Consider the following 18,177-nt stretch of genomic DNA (forward strand, 5'->3'; position numbering starts at 1 on the left):
ATCATCAGTCTCAGTACCGACTAACCTCACCTCTCGAGCTCTCTCTGAGCAAACCGATGCGAGTTGATCACGAAATCGGTTCAACATCGAACGGCGGCGGTGCCGCACTGGTCGACGAGCCGTTCAGTCATTCGCCGCGAAAGCACTCCAAATCAGCTAATTGTTTGGCGGTCGGCCACACCGCCCACAAGAGAAGTGTCCCGATCGCGACCAGCCCGATAATCGCCGCCTCGAACGGTGAGATTCCGATGCCGAAGAACGCGAGGATAGTGCGCCCCTCGACGAGAGCGACGAGAATCAGAGCGATGAGGATCAACAATGTAGCAAAGGAGATGCGCATCAGATTGGGACAACTTCGATAGACGGCAGTACGTACTGTAGAATCTTGAGACCATCGATAACGACAGGGAACGGATTGACATCAGGGCCCAAGAGACCGCCTCGGCTTACGATGGCGGCCAGCGGAAGCGTGTACGCGAGGGCAACCAGCACGAGAGCAATCGCCGTCCATAAACGCAGATTATCGAGGACTCGTGGCGAGTCCTCTGGACCGGACAGCGCTGGTGGGATCGACCCGTCGACGATTGGTTCGCTATCGGTATTGAACACTGTTAGGAGCAGCAGTCCGAGAAAGAGCATCGCGGAGATGAACAATAGTGTTCCGCCGAGGGCAATCTGAGCGTCGAGTTCAGCCATCGATCCGACACCGACATCGTACTCGAAACCGTACTGCGGTTCCGCCGTGCGGCGCGGAACGCCAAAAAGGCCGGCTCGGTACATCGAGTTCGTCATGAACACGATGCCGATGAACCAGAGCACGACCTGAATGAGACCAAGCCGCCGGCTGATGAGTTGATTTCCGGTTAGTTGGGGGATGAGCCAGTACGTGCCAGCCATGAATGTCAGCGCGCTTGCGGTGCCGACCTGCGTGTGAATATGACCGGAGACCCACAGCGAGTTGTGGACGAGGTAATTGATGTTCATTCCAGCGTTGACGATACCGGTGAATCCCCCGAACGCAAACACCGCGCCGGCCAGTGCCATGCCAGTAAATGCCGGATTTCGCCACGGTAGGGCTCGTAACCAACCGAACGTCCCCTTGCCACCCAGCTGACGTGCACCGTGTTCCATACTGGCGACGACGGTGAATGCTGTCAATAAACTGGGTAACAAGAGGAACATTGTGTTCGTCATCGCTATAAATTTGAATCCTTCCGCGATGCCAGGATCGAGATATTGATGGTGGATTCCGACCGGCGTCGACAGCAGGACGAACAGGATAAATACGACTCTGGCGAGCGGATCACTGAACAGTCTTCCGCCGGAGACCTTCGGCAACACGTTATACCACAGCAGATACGCTGGCAACACCCAGAAGTAGACAACCATGTGGCCAAAGTACCAAAACAGCGTTCGCGTTAGCAGCGGATTGACGCTCTCGATGATCTCCAGTGACCACGGGAGGAGAAATACCACGATTGCGACCACGACGCCGATCGACCCGACGTACCACATGATCATGGTCATCAGCACCATGAACGTCGGCAGCGGGATCCGCTCGTCGGGATGGTTTCCTTTCCAGACCCACCACGTCCGGAACCAGTCGGCTCCCGCGAGCCAGATTCCGATAAAGAAGGTGGCAAGTCCCGCATAAAACAGCGGATGGGCTTGCAACGGTGCGTAGAACGTAAAGAGAACGTCTGCGCTCAGTTCCGAGCCAAGGACCGTTGGGGGGTCGTCGAGAAATCCCGCAAGTATGGAAATCGCGACGAGAAGCGTACCGATCGACATGAGCCCATACCACGTCCAACTGATTCGCATATCGACGGGGCCTCGCTCGAGGCTGACGGTCACCGCCCATTGATAGAGTCCAACGAGAAAGAAAATTGCGAACGTGATGACGAGGAAGACACCGTGCCCAGTTAGAACCGTATAGTACGTTTCCGATTCAAGAAATCGAAACACATCGGTCCGGTGAAGCGCCTGGATGAGACCGAAGAGTGCCCCGACACCGAACGCGGTGAACGCAGTCAGAAAGGCGGCTCGAACGAGTCGAGCTTGTGCGGGATACTCGTCGACAAACAGTGCAGTCACGTCCCGCCACCTCCGGTAGTCTCGTTTGTCTTGGTGTCTGCACTATCATCACCATCGCCGTCAGCGTCGGTTTCGTTGCCGTCCGTTCCTGGAGGTTCGACCGTCACAGTCCCGGTTTCTTCGTATCCGTCGACGGAGACAGTCCAGTCGTGGTCTCCCTCACCGAGGTCTTCGCTATCGATGGTAATCGAGATGTTTTCGGTACTGTCTCCCTCGACGGTGATATCCTGCTGAATCGTTTCGTTGCTGATTTCGGTATCAACCGTTGTCTCGAGGGGATCGAGTTCGCCGTTCTCGATCGTCACTGTTAGCTCGACGTCCGCTCCCGGTTCGACGGACTCCAGTGCTTCGACGGTCAGTTCAGTCAGATCGAACTCGTCTTCGGGCTGGACGATCAGTTCACCTTCCATATCGTGGTGGCCAGCACCGCAGTACTCGTTACAGATGATACCGTACTCACCGGGCTCGTCGAACTCGACGGACAGTTGCGCGGTCTCTCCGGGGATAACCATCGCATTGATGTTCGTTCCAGGGACAGCGAAACCGTGGACAACATCTGGGCTTGTCACGTAGAATGTGACCTTACTGCCAGCGGGAACCTCAATTGGGTCTGGCTGAAAGGTCCACGTCTGAGCGATAACGTACGCTTCGTATTCGTCCTCGCCGACCTGTTCGACGCGCGGCTCCCCGAACTGATCGTCGTCTCCGATATCGTCTGGTGCGATCGTCGATTCGTCATCACCGATCATCGTGATCCCGAGTCCAACCGATCCGTACGTTACCGTCGCGATGAAGCCGACGATCAACACCATCGAGGCGACGAGCCACAGCTTCTCGTAGGTATGAATCCTCATCGCTCACAACCCCGCCAAGAGCCCGAGATGACCAATTACCGTCGGCTCGTTTCCGAGGAACTCGACGAAGTACGTGAACAGCCACATCAGCGTCAGGACCACGAAGTACAGTACGATCAGGGCGAGCGTCCCTCGAGGATCAAACTCGTCGTGGTCAAGTTCTCTCGAAATCGATGTCTTGTCCATATGGATCTCCCCACCACAAATCGGTCAATAAATGTGTGGTGAATCCCCATGATATCCCAATAGACATGAGATCTTACAGTACTGTACGACACTCTCTTCATATATAGATTTGATTTTCGCTCTTCTGTAGGAGATTGTTGATACTGTCCAGCTGTCGCTGTGGAATCGAAGAGAGCAAGGACACCGCGTCAGCGGTGTCCGTTAGGCATGATTCCGATAGATGTGTTTGGATCGGAATCGGTCGCAGTGAACCTGTTGGAGCAGGTTCGCTGGCGTAATGGTGTTACCTGCCCTCGCTGCCGTTCTTGACCGTTAGGACAGAACGGCAGCTATGGGAACTTTCAGCGCTATCTCTGTAAGAATTGCGACCGCACGTTCAACGGTAAGACTGGCACGATCTTTGCCCATTCGAAGGTCGTACTCAGAAAGTGGTTGTTCTCAATCTACGCGTTTCTCCGGTTTAACACGAGTTTTCGCCAACTTCAGCTAGAAATTGACGTCCAGTACAAAACGATCTACCAGCGCGTCGAGCGCTTCACGAAGGCGCTCGATGCGCCTTCGCTCGACCTCGTTGGTCCGGTCGAAATCGACGAAGTCTACGTTTCTGCAGAGCTGAAAGGCCGCGAGCGCGACCGACCGTCGCGCTCGCGTGGCCTGTCCACACGTGGACGAGGATCGTACGATCAGGACAAACCGCCGGTGTTCATGATCATCGATCGTGGCACCGGCGACCGATACGTGATCCCAGCGAAGTCAGACGATGAACCCACAATCCGGCTCCTTCTCGCAAACCGCGAGAAGGAGCCACTGACCGTCTACACTGACGGATTTCGTGCTTACGATCCATTAAACGAGGACGACGCATTCGACCGCGAATACGTCGTCCGCGACGACGACGAATACGCTGACGAAAACGTACACGCCAACACCTGCGAGAGCCACGGATCGCTGCTGCGACCGTGGTTCTCGCCTCATCGAGGCATCTCAAAAGATAAACTCACACAGTATCTCCGAGCTTTTCAACTTCGACGAAAACTACTGCGGAGACCGGGAAGAGAAGTGCTCAAACGCGCTATCAAAGCCACGCTATGCATCCGTTCTAGCTTAGTGACTGGTTGAGACGGCGATCACGCCGAAATTGCGTCGGGTCTGACCGCAATCATACCGAGATAGCTGCTGTTCCAGCAAACCAGCCGGTTCTTGCTCATGTCTCCCGTCGAAGGCGGTGCACTCGCGGTCGTGAGTGCGCCGCCGTTCCAGAGCCGTCGCTGATCAGGCCCATTTCGTCAGGCGAGTTCGTTACCAGAACTCGCCTGACTCCACCTGTTCACGTAACCGCGGACGGTGTGGATTTGGATCTCGTGACGACCACAGCAACAACGAGTCGAGATCCGGTAGCTCGTACCCCAGATCCAGCATCAGGTACAACTGGATCAGATGCGCGTGCCGTTCGACAGCGTGTGAACATCGTCGTCGAGGGAGCCGCGTCGACGACGCCTCGGCGTCGTCGGCGCAGTCTCGCTGGGTTGCGTCGAGTTTCTGGAGTTCGTCGACGATAACCCGGCTCATCAGCAACGAGAGTGCCGCCATGATGATCAGCGCCTCGATGATGTAGGCGTCGGTCGTGTTGATCTCGTCCAAACCGTGATTTGAGTTCTTTGAACAGCAACTCGATCTCCCAGCGCGCCCGATAGAGCTGTGCGATATCGGGCGCGCGGTAGTCGTCTCTGTCCAGATTCGTCAGGTACAGATGATACTCGCCGCTGTCATCGTTGCGAACGCCGACTAATCGNCGCACTGGCGCCCGACCCTCGTTTACGGTCGAACGAGAGCGTGATCTGTACGTCGATTTCCTGTCGCTGCAGGTCGTCCAGGACGGCCTGCAGCGTCTGGCCCTCTAGTGGGATGCTGTTCCCTCACCACGTCCGGAGCTCTTCGACGATCTCGAAGTTCGCGTTCGCTTTGGCGCGAGAGACGAACCAGCCGTCATTGGCGTCAATGCGGTCGAACAGCCAGAAATCGTAGTACCTGAGATCGAACAGGATGAGGGCGCCAGCTACCCACCGGAGAGTGGGTAGCTGGCTCCGTTCATGGGTGCTCGCGTCGGTTGTCTGGAATCGCGTCGGAAGCCCAGTCGAGAGCGATTCGGTGAGATGGAGTTTCGCCCCGGCTCGGTCGTCATCGAGTGCGTAGACGTCTCTGGCATCTTGGTAGATCAAGATGATCGTGGCGTCAACGATCAGGACATCTCGGAACCGTTCGAGACGTCCGGTCAGCTCGGTTTGGCCCGTATCGAGATTCTCGATGGCGTCATCGAGAATCTCTCGGAGGAGTGCAACGAACTCCGGTTTGAACCAGCCGTGAAAGGTCGCATACGAGAGTTCGTCACAGTCAGCCATCTCGACGTAGCGTTCGAGAAACGCCTGAATTGGCCGATCAGATCCGGCAGCGAAGCCGAGGGAAAGCGTGTAAAACAGGGCGACGACGTCGAGTTTCCGCTCTCGCTGGATGAGATTCGTTGCGCGAGCACGCTCGCGCAACTCATCGGATGGAAACGCTCTTTGNGAAAGCGTGTAAAACAGGGCGACGACGTCGAGTTTCCGCTCTCGCTGGATGAGATTCGTTGCGCGAGCACGCTCGCGCAACTCATCGGATGGAAACGCTCTTTGTATGCGGTTCACAACTACTGAGTCCGGTGGTTTGTACACACTTCCCACCGGATTCTCACTTTCCTAGTTACTAACTATTCTAGCTCGGCGTCTCTGGATACCCCGATCTGTTAAACTAGAACGGATGGCCACCTTTCACAACAGGGGAAACTTGGAGCGTGTGGCGGGATTCCAAGCTCCACCTTCAACTATAGTTTGCTTCTTGAAATAATTAGCGTAGAAGCATGACCAACTCCACCTACTTTGTCGGAACACTCTCTCGTGGAAGTCGCACTCATTTTTACCCCCGCCCACCTTCTCTCGATCATGAAGAAGAACGACCGGACCATTACGCTCTTCACGATGGTCGGTCATGCGTCGTTCCACCTGTATGAGATGGTGATTCCGCTCTTCGTTGTGATCTGGCTCAACGAATTCGACGTCTCCGCAGCTGTGTTAGGGGCTGTCGTTGCCGTCGGATACGGGGCGATCGGTGTCGGTGCTCTTCCGAGTGGCGCACTGGCCGATCGGTATGGATCGAAGCAACTCGTCGTCCTCTCGATGAGCGGGATGGCTGGTGGCTTCGCTCTCATCAGTGCAGCGCCCACAATCTGGGTTCTCAGCGCGGCTCTTGTTCTCTGGGGCGCTGCAGCCAGTCTGTATCATCCAGCAGGCCTCTCCTTGATTACTCGAGGAACAGACCAACAGGGGACGGCACTGGCATATCACGGTGTTGCCGGGAATGTCGGCACTGCAACCGGTCCACTTGCAGCCGTGCTCTTGCTCACCGTTCTCGACTGGCGGTTCGTCGCAGGCCTACTTATCGTTCCGGCACTCGTCGGTGTACTCGTCGCTTCGAGGTTAACATTCGATGAGCGGGGGGAGACTTCGTCCACGGAGAACAACCCGGTCGCAGGACAATCTCTGGGTCTGAGGAGGTTTCTGAGGCAGTCAAAAGTACTGCTCGTCGGTGGGTTCATCGTCGCATTCGCGATTGCGATGCTCGCAGGCACGTATTATCGGGGTATATTTACGTTTCTCCCGGACATTCTTGCAGATCTTCCTGTGTTCGGATCCGTCGAGGTTGCAGGTGAGCCTCTCGAATCGAGCCAGTACGTCTATGCTGGCTTGCTCCTGATCGGTGGACTCGGACAGTACGTAGGCGGGAGATTGAGCGATTATCGGTCCCCCGAGTGGGCGATATTTGGCGTTTTCACGATACTGGTACTCATCTCGTTACTGTTTCCGTTCTTCGTCGGTGCGGGGCTCGTTGCGACGCTGGTGATCTGTGCCACGCTCGGCTTTTTCGTGTTCATGGAAGCGCCGATACACCAGGCACTGATTGGGAAGTACGCAGCAGCGGATGTCCACGGTCTCTCGTTCGGATATACGTATCTCGGTGTCTTTGGACTCGGAGCTGCCGGTGCCTCGATTGCGGGTATTGTGCTCACGTATGGCGGAATGAACTTGTTATTCACTACTCTCGCCATATTTCCGATAATTGGGCTGATCCTGGCAGGATATTTGATCACTAGAGGACGAAAACGGGTTGAAAAAGTCGTTCAGTGAGCCTCACGTTCCGGAATGAGGGCGGGATACTGCCGACAATCACCTCCGAGTTCAGCAACCTGTTCATACTACTGCGAGTCGGGCTTGATCGCAGTGAGAAAGCTGAACGCAGCTAACAATGTATGGGCCACGTTCGACCAGACATCCAGAGCGAATCCGCCTATCATGTGAACACCGCGTTCAAACCCGAACTCTCTCCAGCCGATAGCAGCAAATGTACCGAAAAAGAGTGTGCCGAACCCCATGTACTGGCGAGCAGCCTCGGGGTCACGGCTGGCTTGCAAGCCGAGCAAGCCGACCAGTACGTGTAACACTGAATGGCGTCCATTGATGGCGAACTCGCCCAGGAACAACCCGGGTTCGATGTTCACGAAGCCGTCGTTATCATTACCCCATACTGCAGGACCGACGAAACCGAGTATCCCAATAGAGAGCATGAACGCGCCGAACTTTCGAACAATAGTTTGTGTCTTGGATGGCTGCCTATTGCTCGATTGGTGCTCATCGAGACGTATTTCTGTAAAAGACATTATCTCCCACGTCGAGAATCCAGTATCCACAGAGAAGTAGCTTGGGGAAATAGAATGTACCACGGAGATCTGTTTGACTTCAGGTGATCACTCCGTGAGCAGCGACCGCGAGGAGTTCGTGACGACCAATAGACTGCTCGTCGCCATTGCGATGGCGGCGAACAGCGGATTGAGCAGCCCAGTCACCGCCAGCGGGATCGCGATCCCGTTGTAACAGAACGCCCAGCCGATGTTACCTTTCACGCGCCGATCCGTCGCCCGCGCTAGGTCGAAGACGGTCTCAACGGAAGCGATGTCGTCATTGACGAGGGCCACGTCTGCGGCGTCGGCGGCCATCGCGGTTCCGCCCCCGAGGGCGATGCCCAGATCTGAGGCCGCAAGCGCTGGCGCGTCGTTCGTGCCGTCGCCGACCATGACCGCCACGCCGGTTGCCCCGAGGCGCTCGACCGTCTCGGCTTTCCCCTCCGGGGGGACGCCCGCGAAGACGCGGTCGACGGCGGAGTGCTCGCGGAACCGCTTGCCAGCGCGCGGGTCGTCGCCGGTGAGGACGACGACGTCGGCGCCGGCGTCGTCGATCGCTGTCACTGTCTCTTCCCAGCCCGTCCGGAGTTCGTCGCCGACGACGACCATCCCTTCGGCGCGACCCTCGCGGCCGACCGCGACCGGGACGCGACCGGTGTCCCGGCTCTCGACGATCCGATCCGCGAGTTCCTCGTGTACCTCCCAGCCACGGGCCGCGAAGAGGTTCGGATGGCCGACGAGAACCTCCTTCCCGTCGACGATCCCTGAAACGCCGTTCCGGTGGTTCTCGAAGGACCCGACGCGGTCTCCGCCCGCTTCCACTTCGGTCGTGTCCCTGGTCGACGAGTCTGCCGTGACCCCGTCATCCTTCACCGAACCGGCGCCGACACCCTCGAGTCGCCCGCCGTCCGCGGCTGGCCGGACGGCGGCGATTGCCTCGCCGATCGGGTGAGCCGAGCGCCCCTCGAGTAGCGCTGCCTGTTCGAGGAGGTCTGCCTCGAGGTCCGTTTCGAGAACGGTCATATCGCCGGTGGTCAGCGTCCCGGTTTTGTCAAAGATGACGGTGTCGGCGTTGCGGATCCGCTCGAAGACGCTGTCGTCGAAGACGACGATCGAGCGTTGCAGTGCGTCGCGGATACCCGCGGCGACCGCCAGCGGCGTCGCCAGCCCGAGTGCGCAGGGACAGGAGACGATCAACACCGTGAGCCCGACGAGCAACGCGCTCGCGAGACCATTGCCGGTGGCGAGGTAGACCGCCGTGACGACGGTCGCGAGGACGAGCACCAGTGGGACGAAGATCGTCGCTAGGCGGTCGGCGAGTCTCTGGATGCCGTGGCTTGAGCTCTGGAGGTCCCAAACGAGCGCTGAGAGGCGATCGAGCGTGCTCGTGGCGTCCTCCCCGACCTCGACCGTGATCGCTCCGTCGGCGGCCAGTGACCCGCCGACGACGACGTCGCCGGATCGCTTTGTAACGGGGAGGGATTCGCCGGTGACGACCGCTTCGTCGACGGTGGCCTCGCCGTCGACGACCGCACCGTCGATCGGGATCCGCTCGCCGCCCCGAACCAGGACGCGATCGCCAGCCTCGAGGTGCTCGACGGGCGTCTCGACGGTCTCACCGTCGTCGAGGACGCGGCGGGCGTCGTCGACCTGCACGATGGTGAGGTCCGAGAGCCGATCCAGGGCTTCCCGTTTGAGCGTCGACTCGTAGTAGCCGCCGACGGAGACGATGACGATGATCGCGACGGTCACGTCGTAGTAAATGTGCGCGTTGCCGACAGCGATGGAGAGCGTGCTATAGAGATAGGCGCTGACCGCGGCGATCGCCACGAGCAGGTCCATGTTCGGCGTGCGCGTTCGGACGGCGACGTACGCCCCCTGCAAGATCGGCTTCCCGGTTACCCGCAGGATGATCGTCGTGAGCGCGAAGATGATGATGTAAAACGGTGTCGCGAGCGAACTCGCGAGGGTTTCCTCGAAGAATCGCATGGTCCGCTCGTCGTAGAACAATCCGCCGAAGTAGGTGGGATAGATGATCACCAGGTACTGCATCATCACTGCCATCCCCATGAGGACGCCGACGGCGATCCGTCCGACCTCCCAGTTGTCCGCTCGGCGGCGGCTGAAAGCGTCCTTGCGGTCGAAGGCCCTGTAACCGAGGCCGCTGATCTCTGCCTTCAGGTCGTCGACGGAAACGGCGTCGGGGTCGTGGTCGATCCGCACCGTGTCGGTGACGTAACTCGAGCTAGCGTTACTGACCCCCTCGGTGGCCGTCGCAACTGACTCGATGAACGCTTCGCAGGTCGTACAGTACATCCCGTCGACCTCGAGGAACGTTGTCTCGTGGTCGGGGTGGGGCTCGTTATCGTGGTCGTCCTCGTCGGTCCTCGCCCGCGTCGAGCGGACGTCCTTTACGTCGACATTCTCCACGTCGCCGAGGACCTCGTAGACGTCGCGGCAGCCGACACAGCAGAAGGGCTCACCATCGAGGACGACATCGCTACCCTCGATTGGAAGATCACACAGCGTGCAGCCGTTATCGGTCGTTGGATTCGAAGTCATCGTAATGTAGCGGTCTAATGGTCGTGTCCACCCGCTGTGGGCGCGTCGATACCGTCGTAGAACGGGAGTTCCGGGTGCGGTACGTGGATTCCGACGCTCATCAACCCGTGTGCCAGCAGGACGTACCCCAGGATGACGAATGCGAGCCCGAGCAGGCGGTGCACCCGCCGGCGGTGGACAACGTCGACGGCCTCGATAACTGTCCCGTAGGCGAAGACCGCGGGAATCGTTCCGATACCGAGGGCCGCAAGTGCGACCGCCCCGCCGGTCGGCGATCCGATCGCGAACGCGTAGAGGTACGCCGGGTAGAGCACCGGACACGGTAACAGGCCGTGTAGTGCCCCTAGTCCGACGATCCCAGGCCCGCTCGCGAGCCGGTCGACGTGACCCGTCAACCGACCAGTGAGCCGCTCGAGCCCCGGCAGGTGAACGCCGCCGGTTGTCCGACCGAGCAGGTAGTACACGCCGGTCGCGACGACGAAGCCGCCGACGACGATTCCGATCCCGCCGCGGACTGCGTCGACGATCGGCGTCAACTGGTCGGTCGTCAGGACGACAGCGGCCCCGAGCGTCCCGAATGCCGCTCCTAGTACGGTATAACTAGCGGCCCGTCCGAGGTTGAACAGTGCGTGCTGAGTCACCTCGTGGACCGTGAGTTGACCGCGTTGCCCGCTCGTTGATCCGGTCGCCGTTGCGGTCCCTCCGTCGGTCGCGGGCTCGGTCATCCGACTCGAGTAAAGTGTCACGAGCGGTCCGCACATCCCGATACAGTGGGCGCCTGCGAGGAGTCCGATGACGACGAAGAGAGCGACGTCGGTGCCAAAGAGCGTGAGAGGATCCATCGTGTCTCGTATCTCGACCGTTCGAAGGTGACCTTGTTTCTATCTATACACCTGGGGATGTTGTGCGTTTCGGCTTCAACGCTTGCCATCGCCCATGATCATCGACCGGCAGTGGCTACGACCGTTTCCGGAACTGTGTCGCCTCGATGGCGACTGCGACTGAGCCAACCACCCCGACCGCGACGGCCCCGAACTGAAGCAGTGTAGTGAACAGCGAGTCGTCGCCGTCACTACTGTGGTCCGTTTCATCGTGGTCGTGGGTGCTGGCATCGGATTCCACGTGAGCGCCGACCGTCTGGGCGACGAACTCGCTGTCGGGCTCACCGGTGATGCGGAGCTCCCAGTCACCGTCCGATGGCAGCGTCTGAACGGTCGCATAGGTGCCGTCTTCGGTCTCGTCGAGTTCGACCTGGAACCTGTCACCGGCCTCACTCTCGGCAAGCAACCGGACGGTCCGTTCTGACTCGAGGTAGTCGTCGCCGTCTGTGAACGCGACCTCGAGGACGACCGGTTCCCCTTGCTGGAGGCGGAGTCGCTCGTCGTTCGCGTCACGGTCGGCGGGCGTCGCCATCAGTTCGATATCAACGTCGTCCTCGCGCTCGATAGTCGCCGTTCCGGGACCGTCGTCACCGCCGACAACGGCTGCCGTCGGGACAGAGGTGAGCAGTCCCGAGAGGAGGACGACCAGGACGAGGATCGCAACCTCGAATCGAACAGCGCGGGTGAAGGCGGTGATCGCGCCGTCGTCGGGCTGACCGCCGTCGTCGCGGATCCGCGTCCCGGCGCCGCCCAGCACTCTGCCGACGAATCCGTCGCAATCCGCGTCGTCGGGCGACTCGAGTCGCCGGAGGAGGACGATCCTGGTGAATCCTCCCAGGCCGAGCCCTAGCAGGACCAGCAGCGTCTTCGTCGAGAGGGTGGCGCCGTAGACGCTCTCGCCGAGCGCCGCGAGGGACGGGACGTGCCAGGAGGCGAGACCGAGCCCCGTCGCGACCGCGAGGGTCACGCCGGCGAGCGCCAGCAGCGAGTAACGTCGGATCGCACTCGCGGCAACGGTCGTTCGGTCGGCGGGTGCCGTCTCACGGAGCAGGAGCGGGACGACCAGGGCGAGGACGACTAGGCCGCCGACCCACAGCCCCGCGCTGGCGACGTGCGCGAAGTCAAGGATCGCCCCCTGCAGGCGATTGATCGCAGTGGCCGAGTGGCTACTCCAGCTGACGGCCGCACCGACCCCGATCGCTCCGACCAGCGAGCCGCCGAGCCAGATGCGTCGAGGAATGCCACCGGCGACGGCGGCCCCGAAGAGGGCCAGCACGGCGGCAGCGAGGCCAAGCTGAACCAGCCACGCTCGGCCGAGGGGCATGCCGGCGAACTCGAGGACAGTCGCCGTCGAGAGCGATCCCAGCGCCGTTGCTCGAGCGAGCCCGAGTGCGGAGACGGAGACGAACAGCAACGCACTTGCAACGGTGAGCAGCCGCTTCAGTCGTCGGTCGACCGACCGCATCGACGAGCCGACACGATCGGCAATCGGGTAGACGGCGACTCCGGCCGTAATTGGACCACCGACGAGACCGACGAGCGCGACCAGCAATAGTCCCTTGGCGGCGGTCTCACCGGGCGGTACGCCTTCGTCTGGCTCGTCGTCCGCGTATGCCTCGAGGACGGCATCCCGGTCGAGCGGTTCGTCGCCGACGCTGAAGACGAACGACCCGGTCACCGTATGGCCGTCGTCGGCGAGAATCTCCCACTTTACGCTGTACATCCCCTCGGCCGCTTCGCCGTCGGTGGCACTCTCGAGGGGCGTGCGTACGAGCTGAGGGTCGTCGGAGTCAACCGTGGCGTCGCTGCTGACATCATCGCCGTCAGGACCGCTGACGGTGACATCAGCGGTTTGAACTCCGTCGCCGGAGAAGGTGAGCGTTACCTCTTGGGGAAGTGCCTCGACCTGTTCGCCGTTGGCGGGATCTGAATCGCTCAGGTAGGCGTGGGCCGCAACCGGCGTCGCAACGCTCGCCAAGACGACGACTACGACCGCGAGTATTGCGAATAGCCACAGCCGACGTCGACTCGCAAAAGCGTGTTCGAGCGATTCGTCCCAACTCATGCTATTCGGGGATGTACTGAACGGTGTCGACGCCGTCCTCGACAGGAACGTGCTCGATCAGCTCACGGTCCGCCATGTCGATCACCGCGACGGTGCCGTCGGCGCTTGCGGGCGTGAAGAAGTAGCCGTCGCCCGAGACGCCGGACCGGTGGAGGCTATGCGCGTCTTCTGGGCGTTCGATCTCGCCTGCGTCGATTCGATCGACTACCTCAAGTTCGTCAACGTCGACGACGGTCGCGTCGGGACTCATCGTGTTTGCGGTGAATCCGTATAGCGTACCGTCAGCTTCGTAGTACTCGAGGGCGTCGGGGCCGCCCTCGACGCCGACGGTGCCGACTTCATCGCTGTCCTCGCTCGTCGCGTCGAGGAAGCGAATCTCCTCCTCTCCGATGTTCCCCAGCAGTTGCTCGTCGGGCGTGAGATACATCCCGCCAGCGAGATCGAGTTCGTCGACGACCTCGTTGGACTCGATGTCGACCACGGCGGTCGTGCCGACACCGCCCGAGCGCTCGAAATAGGCAAGGCTGGTCTGCGGGCTATAGCCCTTGTAGTGGGTGCCGCCCTCGTCGCCGAGTTCGATGGAGTCGATTCGTTCGTAGGCGTCCATGTCGATGACGTGCGCCGCTGGGTCGTTGACGTTCGTCGCATACCCCGTCGAGCCGAAGTCTTCGTGATAGAGAAGCTTGCCGTGACCCTCGGCGCCGAGGCCGGCTTCGACGGTCTCGACGATCTCGTGGTCCGTCGTATCGATGACATAGAACGTTCCCTCGGCGTCTGAGTGAGCCCACATCTCCTCGTCATTCGGGTGGTACATGTGGGTACCGGCGGGGCCCATCGGGACCTCGGCAGTAATTTCACGGGTCTCGATATCGATCACAAGTACTTGGGAGGCCGACGTCTCGATGACGAAGAGCTGGCTCCCATCGTTCGTCACGACCGCGTCACCGTATGCGTAGCCCTCGACGCCGTCGGTGATCTCGTCGACAACCTCGCCCTCGCCCGGATCGATCAGGCCGATCGTCTAGGCCGATCGTCTCCGGGCCGAACGCGTAGGCGAGTCCGGCACTCCCCTCAGCGTCGGTTCCATTCTCGCTGTTCTCTCCATTCTCTTCAGTCTCATCCTCGTCGCCGCCGAGACAGCCAGCGAGGCCGATCGCGAGGCCGCCGCTCAGTACCTGTACAAACTGTCGCCGGTCGGTGGCTCGGTCCATATCGGGGAGACTGTCGCCAGGGTAATCGTGATTGTGGTATGATTTTCGAACCTAGTTCAGTCAGTTGTCAGTATCCGATCACGAGTGTTAGTTAATTAAATAATTACACCATCTAATTATTTATGGATATTAGACCGATGGAAGACGAAGTAAATTCACTGCTGGACCCTCTGAATCTGATCGACAGTAACCTCAACAAGTCGGGTAAAACTGACTGTATCCGGTACGACATTGACAGTACTCCCGTTTTCGAGAACGGCACGCTCTGTCGGGCCTCCAATCGCACCGACCACTGTTTCCTCTAACTCATGTTGTAGTGCAGCGACAGCGTCATATTCGGACGCAATCTGGAAGAAATGATCGACTGTCTTCGGCGATGTAAACAGGATCCCATCCAATTCACCGTCTACAGCGTGTGAAAGCGAGTGACCAGCAGTCTCTGGTCGTCGCAGGTGATACAAGTGCGTTTCGTGAACGACTGCACCCGCTGCATTTAGCCCCTCAATCAATACGTTGCTGCCGTGCGCACTTCGTGCGAGTTCGACGGTTTTCCCGTCGATATCAGCAGATAACTCGTCGACGAGGCCTGTAGACGAGAACGACGACGGAACGACACCGACCGAATATCCGTGGTTGCGTAACGCAGTCGCAGTCTGATCCCCCACGGCACAAACTATGGTTTCCCGTTGTTCCCATCCATCTGCAGCAGCCAGGTCAACACCGGTTTTGCTCGTGAAAATACAGTAATCTGCGTGCCATGGGCTCTGACCGGTCGGTTCTATCGTAAGCATCGGATCTGGGACCGGTGATACATTAAGCGACCGGAGATACCTGACCGCTTCGGCGATTCGGTTGTCGTCTGGACGGAGGACAGCTACTGTTGGTCGGGTCATACTAGTAGGTTAGCTAATGCCGAACTTGTGTGTATCGAGAATGAACTCCCAATCTTGACGATTCAACCGCACTCCTGCTAAAAAAGAGCCGTCTCCTCAGACAAAGAGTAGTAGACTTTAATATAGATACGATCGACATCTGAATCGTATGAATTCTTCCGACAATGTGCTAGAGCTCTCTCCAGAGGACCGGTCCCAAATGATGAAAGAGACAACGAATCGCATTTGGGACCACTTGGAGAGTCTACCGGATCAACCAGCTGCTGATACCGAGAAAAGTGCTGAATTGGCGAAACAGATACAAGAGCCGTTACCTGAGGAACCAACTTCCTTTGAAGAACTGTTAGAGTTCCTCTTCGAAGATGCTATTCCCTGTTCCGTAAATACTGCCCACCCGGGGTACCTCGCTTACATTCCCGGCAGTGGGCTCTTCCATGCTGCAGTTACGGACTTGATTTCGAATCCGGTCAATAGATACGTCGGTGCTTGGCTAACTGCACCGGCACTAGCCCGTATCGAAGCGAACGTAGTAGAGTGGTTCTGTGAGATTACCGGTTACCCGGAAGAGGCGTTCGGACTCCTTACGACAGGAGGGTCAATAGCCAATCTCATTGCGACAATCACTGCGACGCGAAAGTCTGTCAGAGGCGTTTCTTGACGGCACAATTTACACAAGCGATCAGTCCTACCACTCGGTAGCCAAAGCCGCAGTATTAGCCGATTTCCCGCAGAAGACGTCCGTTCAGTCTCAACCGATGAAGACTATCGAATTGAAGTGGATACCCTCGAAGAGATGGTAGAGGAAGACCGAGCTGCTGGAAAACGCTCGTTTCTCGTCGTCGGTAGCGCAGGGACGACTAATACAGGGGCAGTCGAGGATCTCGATGCGCTTGCAGAGATCTGTAACCGGGAGGATATGTGGCTTCACGCTGACGGAGCTTGCGGCGGCTTCTTTACGCTTACCGAGAAGGGGCGCAAGCAACTGGCAGGAATTGAACGATGCGATTCGGTCACCTTAGACACTCACAAAGGGCTATTTCTCCCTTACGGCACTGGTGCGTTATTGGTTCGGGACGGGCAGTCGTTGACTCGAACTCACGCAATCGATGCAGACTATATTCCAGATTGGGATCCTGACTCCGAGTTCGTCGATTTCAGCCATCTCAGTCCAGAGCTCAGCCGTGATTTCCGTGGGCTGCGTGTTTGGTTACCGTTGAAAATGCACAGTATCGAGCCGTTCCGGACGAATCTCGGGGAGAAACTCGAACTCGCGCGCATAGCTACGGCCGAGATTAAAAACATCGATCACGTTCGCGTAGTAGCAGAGCCACAACTTTCTACACTTGCATTACGCCTCAATCCGCCAGGTGTGGAGGGAGAAGAACTCGATAAACTCAATCAGGAACTACTTGAAGCGATCAATCGTCGAGGTCGTGTCCACCTATCGGGAACGACATTGAATGATCGGTTCACAATCCGTATTAGTGTACTCTCTTTTCGAACCCACGAAGAACACATTATCCATTGCGTAGAGGATTTAAAAGAGGGGATCAACGAAATCACTGCCGAGGAATAATTCTATAATCCTCCTGCGAAAAATACATGGAGATCAGAGCTCCTTCTCTTCAAGAAGCTGTACGCTTATCGATATGAAATAAACAAACATAAACAGGAAGAAGCCGCCGGTGAGCGGGATTAAAGTTCTTCCATCGAGACTGGTGGGGTTCACGATTGTTATTCCGATGATCCCTACAAGATAGACCGCAATAATGAACCCCCCAACTGCATAATAGAATCGGATATCGGAGTGAAAATACTCTTGCAATGGCATGGTACTTTCTTATAATTAGGAAAGGAAAAAGTTACGGGTTATATATAGTCCCTCACAAGGTTCTGCTCTTAGAGAATTTATCTCCATCCACTCTGAAACCACAAACTCAGTATCTCACAAAGCGTCTCTGATCACTCGGGCTGAAGCCGCAGTTTCATCCTGACCGGTAGTGATTGACGGGAGTTCTGACCGAAGATCGAGCAGAGTCGTCACTGTCGGCGGCGGTAAGCCGCCGACGCAACGGCATTGCCACTCGTAGGAATGCTGGCTCGGTCGGACGTTAGCGGTGGAACCGATCGTCCGGTGGCCGATTTGCAGGGACGGCCCTGGCGGTGCGTCGAGCCGTCCATGCTTTCCGGCACAGCATCTTGACGATCTCCTTGCACGACCAGAACCAGAGGCGACGCCCGCCACGGCGGGACATTGCCATGTATTCCCAATGCAGATACTGCCAAACGCTCTGTAACAGCAGACTCACCACGACGTACAACAGCCGGTACTCGTGGATTTCACTGTCTGCTTGCTGTTTGGAGTGCACATCCTCAACAAGCAGACGTTTTAACTAAGCTGCTTTGTGAAATACTGAACATTGTTCCAGTATTGGGTCGAACTATACTATCTATTATTGATGTTTCAACATAATTTGTATTTGAAAACTAGTCCGTATACCAACGGTGAACTCATCACGGAAAACAGGGCAACCATCCAGAAATACGACCAGTAACACGTAATAAAGTCGAAGACGGACGATAGAATAGCCGACATACAAAAGATGGCTATGATAGCGTGCAAAGCCAGGTTGATCGCAGATTTCTCCGTGGATATCGAATTG

At 58.1% G+C, this 18,177-nt stretch carries 11 protein-coding genes and 5 pseudogenes; 3 read left to right on the forward strand and 13 right to left on the reverse strand.

Annotated elements, in window-relative coordinates; genetic code table 11:
- Positions 1-127: 127 nt before the first annotated feature.
- The 4 genes from C484_RS07235 to C484_RS07250 are packed head-to-tail and all read right to left on the reverse strand — an operon-like array spanning position 128 to position 3,134.
- Positions 128-340 (reverse strand): hypothetical protein, encoded by a 213-nt coding sequence (locus tag C484_RS07235; protein WP_006825289.1) that lies wholly within the window; start codon positions 338-340, stop codon positions 128-130.
- Positions 340-2,094: a b(o/a)3-type cytochrome-c oxidase subunit 1 gene (locus C484_RS07240; protein WP_006825290.1), complete on the reverse strand. Its 1,755-nt coding sequence runs from the start codon at positions 2,092-2,094 to the stop codon at positions 340-342. Before C484_RS07240 ends, C484_RS07235 begins: the two co-directional genes overlap by 1 nt.
- Complete coding sequence (locus C484_RS07245) at positions 2,091-2,948, reverse strand: cytochrome c oxidase subunit II (protein ID WP_006825291.1); 858 nt, start codon at positions 2,946-2,948, stop codon at positions 2,091-2,093. Before C484_RS07245 ends, C484_RS07240 begins: the two co-directional genes overlap by 4 nt.
- A 3-nt stretch (positions 2,949-2,951) precedes the next feature.
- On the reverse strand, positions 2,952-3,134 hold the full coding sequence (locus C484_RS07250; protein ID WP_006825292.1) for a hypothetical protein: 183 nt from the start codon (positions 3,132-3,134) through the stop codon (positions 2,952-2,954).
- A 207-nt stretch (positions 3,135-3,341) separates the two neighbouring features.
- On the opposite strand from C484_RS07250, the pseudogene C484_RS07255 reads away from it, so the two are divergent.
- A pseudogene (locus tag C484_RS07255) lies at positions 3,342-4,253 on the forward strand (IS1595 family transposase).
- Between the two features lie 180 nt (positions 4,254-4,433).
- Here C484_RS07255 and C484_RS24200 read toward each other — a convergent pair.
- A pseudogene (locus C484_RS24200) lies at positions 4,434-5,749 on the reverse strand (IS4 family transposase).
- A gap of 360 nt (positions 5,750-6,109) precedes the next feature.
- On the opposite strand from C484_RS24200, the gene C484_RS07265 reads away from it, so the two are divergent.
- Complete coding sequence (locus C484_RS07265) at positions 6,110-7,351, forward strand: MFS transporter (RefSeq protein WP_049915125.1); 1,242 nt, start codon at positions 6,110-6,112, stop codon at positions 7,349-7,351.
- A 68-nt stretch (positions 7,352-7,419) separates the two neighbouring features.
- On the opposite strand, the gene C484_RS07270 is transcribed toward C484_RS07265, so the two are convergent.
- The 6 genes and pseudogenes from C484_RS07270 to C484_RS22100 form a co-directional block, all read right to left on the reverse strand.
- Positions 7,420-7,881: a DUF4383 domain-containing protein gene (locus C484_RS07270; RefSeq protein WP_006825297.1), complete on the reverse strand. Its 462-nt coding sequence runs from the start codon at positions 7,879-7,881 to the stop codon at positions 7,420-7,422.
- Between the two features lie 87 nt (positions 7,882-7,968).
- Positions 7,969-10,464, reverse strand: coding sequence for a heavy metal translocating P-type ATPase (locus tag C484_RS07275; RefSeq protein WP_006825298.1), 2,496 nt, complete (start codon positions 10,462-10,464; stop codon positions 7,969-7,971).
- A 14-nt stretch (positions 10,465-10,478) separates the two neighbouring features.
- Positions 10,479-11,306: a sulfite exporter TauE/SafE family protein gene (locus tag C484_RS07280; RefSeq protein WP_006825299.1), complete on the reverse strand. Its 828-nt coding sequence runs from the start codon at positions 11,304-11,306 to the stop codon at positions 10,479-10,481.
- 115 nt (positions 11,307-11,421) lie between these two features.
- On the reverse strand, positions 11,422-13,410 hold the full coding sequence (locus C484_RS07285; RefSeq protein ID WP_006825300.1) for a copper resistance CopC/CopD family protein: 1,989 nt from the start codon (positions 13,408-13,410) through the stop codon (positions 11,422-11,424).
- 1 nt (position 13,411) lies between these two features.
- Positions 13,412-14,621: pseudogene (locus tag C484_RS07290) on the reverse strand (YncE family protein).
- 155 nt (positions 14,622-14,776) lie between these two features.
- Positions 14,777-15,514, reverse strand: coding sequence for a uroporphyrinogen-III synthase (locus C484_RS22100; protein ID WP_006825303.1), 738 nt, complete (start codon positions 15,512-15,514; stop codon positions 14,777-14,779).
- Positions 15,515-15,716: 202 nt separating this feature from the next.
- Between C484_RS22100 and C484_RS24205 the strand changes: the two are divergent.
- Positions 15,717-17,090: pseudogene (locus tag C484_RS24205) on the forward strand (pyridoxal phosphate-dependent decarboxylase family protein).
- Positions 17,091-17,123: 33 nt separating this feature from the next.
- Here C484_RS24205 and C484_RS07300 read toward each other — a convergent pair.
- Together C484_RS07300 and C484_RS07305 are read right to left on the reverse strand one after the other, a co-directional pair.
- Positions 17,124-17,345, reverse strand: a complete 222-nt coding sequence (locus C484_RS07300; protein WP_006825304.1) for a hypothetical protein — start codon at positions 17,343-17,345, stop codon at positions 17,124-17,126.
- Positions 17,346-17,625: 280 nt separating this feature from the next.
- A pseudogene (locus tag C484_RS07305) lies at positions 17,626-17,841 on the reverse strand (ISH3 family transposase); the annotation flags it as partial.
- Positions 17,842-18,177: the final 336 nt, after the last annotated feature.

The organism is Natrialba taiwanensis DSM 12281, assembly GCF_000337595.1.
In the GTDB taxonomy this organism is placed as follows: Archaea; Halobacteriota; Halobacteria; order Halobacteriales; family Natrialbaceae; genus Natrialba; species Natrialba taiwanensis.

Bases quoted from the DNA above. Each gene is read 5' to 3' on its own strand.
- C484_RS07270 (WP_006825297.1), bottom strand. From the start codon at position 7,881: ATGTCTTTTACAGAAATACGTCTCGATGAGCACCAATCGAGCAATAGG.
- C484_RS07265 (WP_049915125.1), top strand. From the start codon at position 6,110: ATGAAGAAGAACGACCGGACCATTACGCTCTTCACGATGGTCGGTCAT.
- C484_RS07280 (WP_006825299.1), bottom strand. From the start codon at position 11,306: ATGGATCCTCTCACGCTCTTTGGCACCGACGTCGCTCTCTTCGTCGTC.
- C484_RS07250 (WP_006825292.1), bottom strand. From the start codon at position 3,134: ATGGACAAGACATCGATTTCGAGAGAACTTGACCACGACGAGTTTGAT.
- C484_RS07235 (WP_006825289.1), bottom strand. From the start codon at position 340: ATGCGCATCTCCTTTGCTACATTGTTGATCCTCATCGCTCTGATTCTC.
- C484_RS07275 (WP_006825298.1), bottom strand. From the start codon at position 10,464: ATGACTTCGAATCCAACGACCGATAACGGCTGCACGCTGTGTGATCTT.
- C484_RS07245 (WP_006825291.1), bottom strand. From the start codon at position 2,948: ATGAGGATTCATACCTACGAGAAGCTGTGGCTCGTCGCCTCGATGGTG.
- C484_RS07300 (WP_006825304.1), bottom strand. From the start codon at position 17,345: ATGCCATTGCAAGAGTATTTTCACTCCGATATCCGATTCTATTATGCA.
- C484_RS07285 (WP_006825300.1), bottom strand. From the start codon at position 13,410: ATGAGTTGGGACGAATCGCTCGAACACGCTTTTGCGAGTCGACGTCGG.
- C484_RS22100 (WP_006825303.1), bottom strand. From the start codon at position 15,514: ATGACCCGACCAACAGTAGCTGTCCTCCGTCCAGACGACAACCGAATC.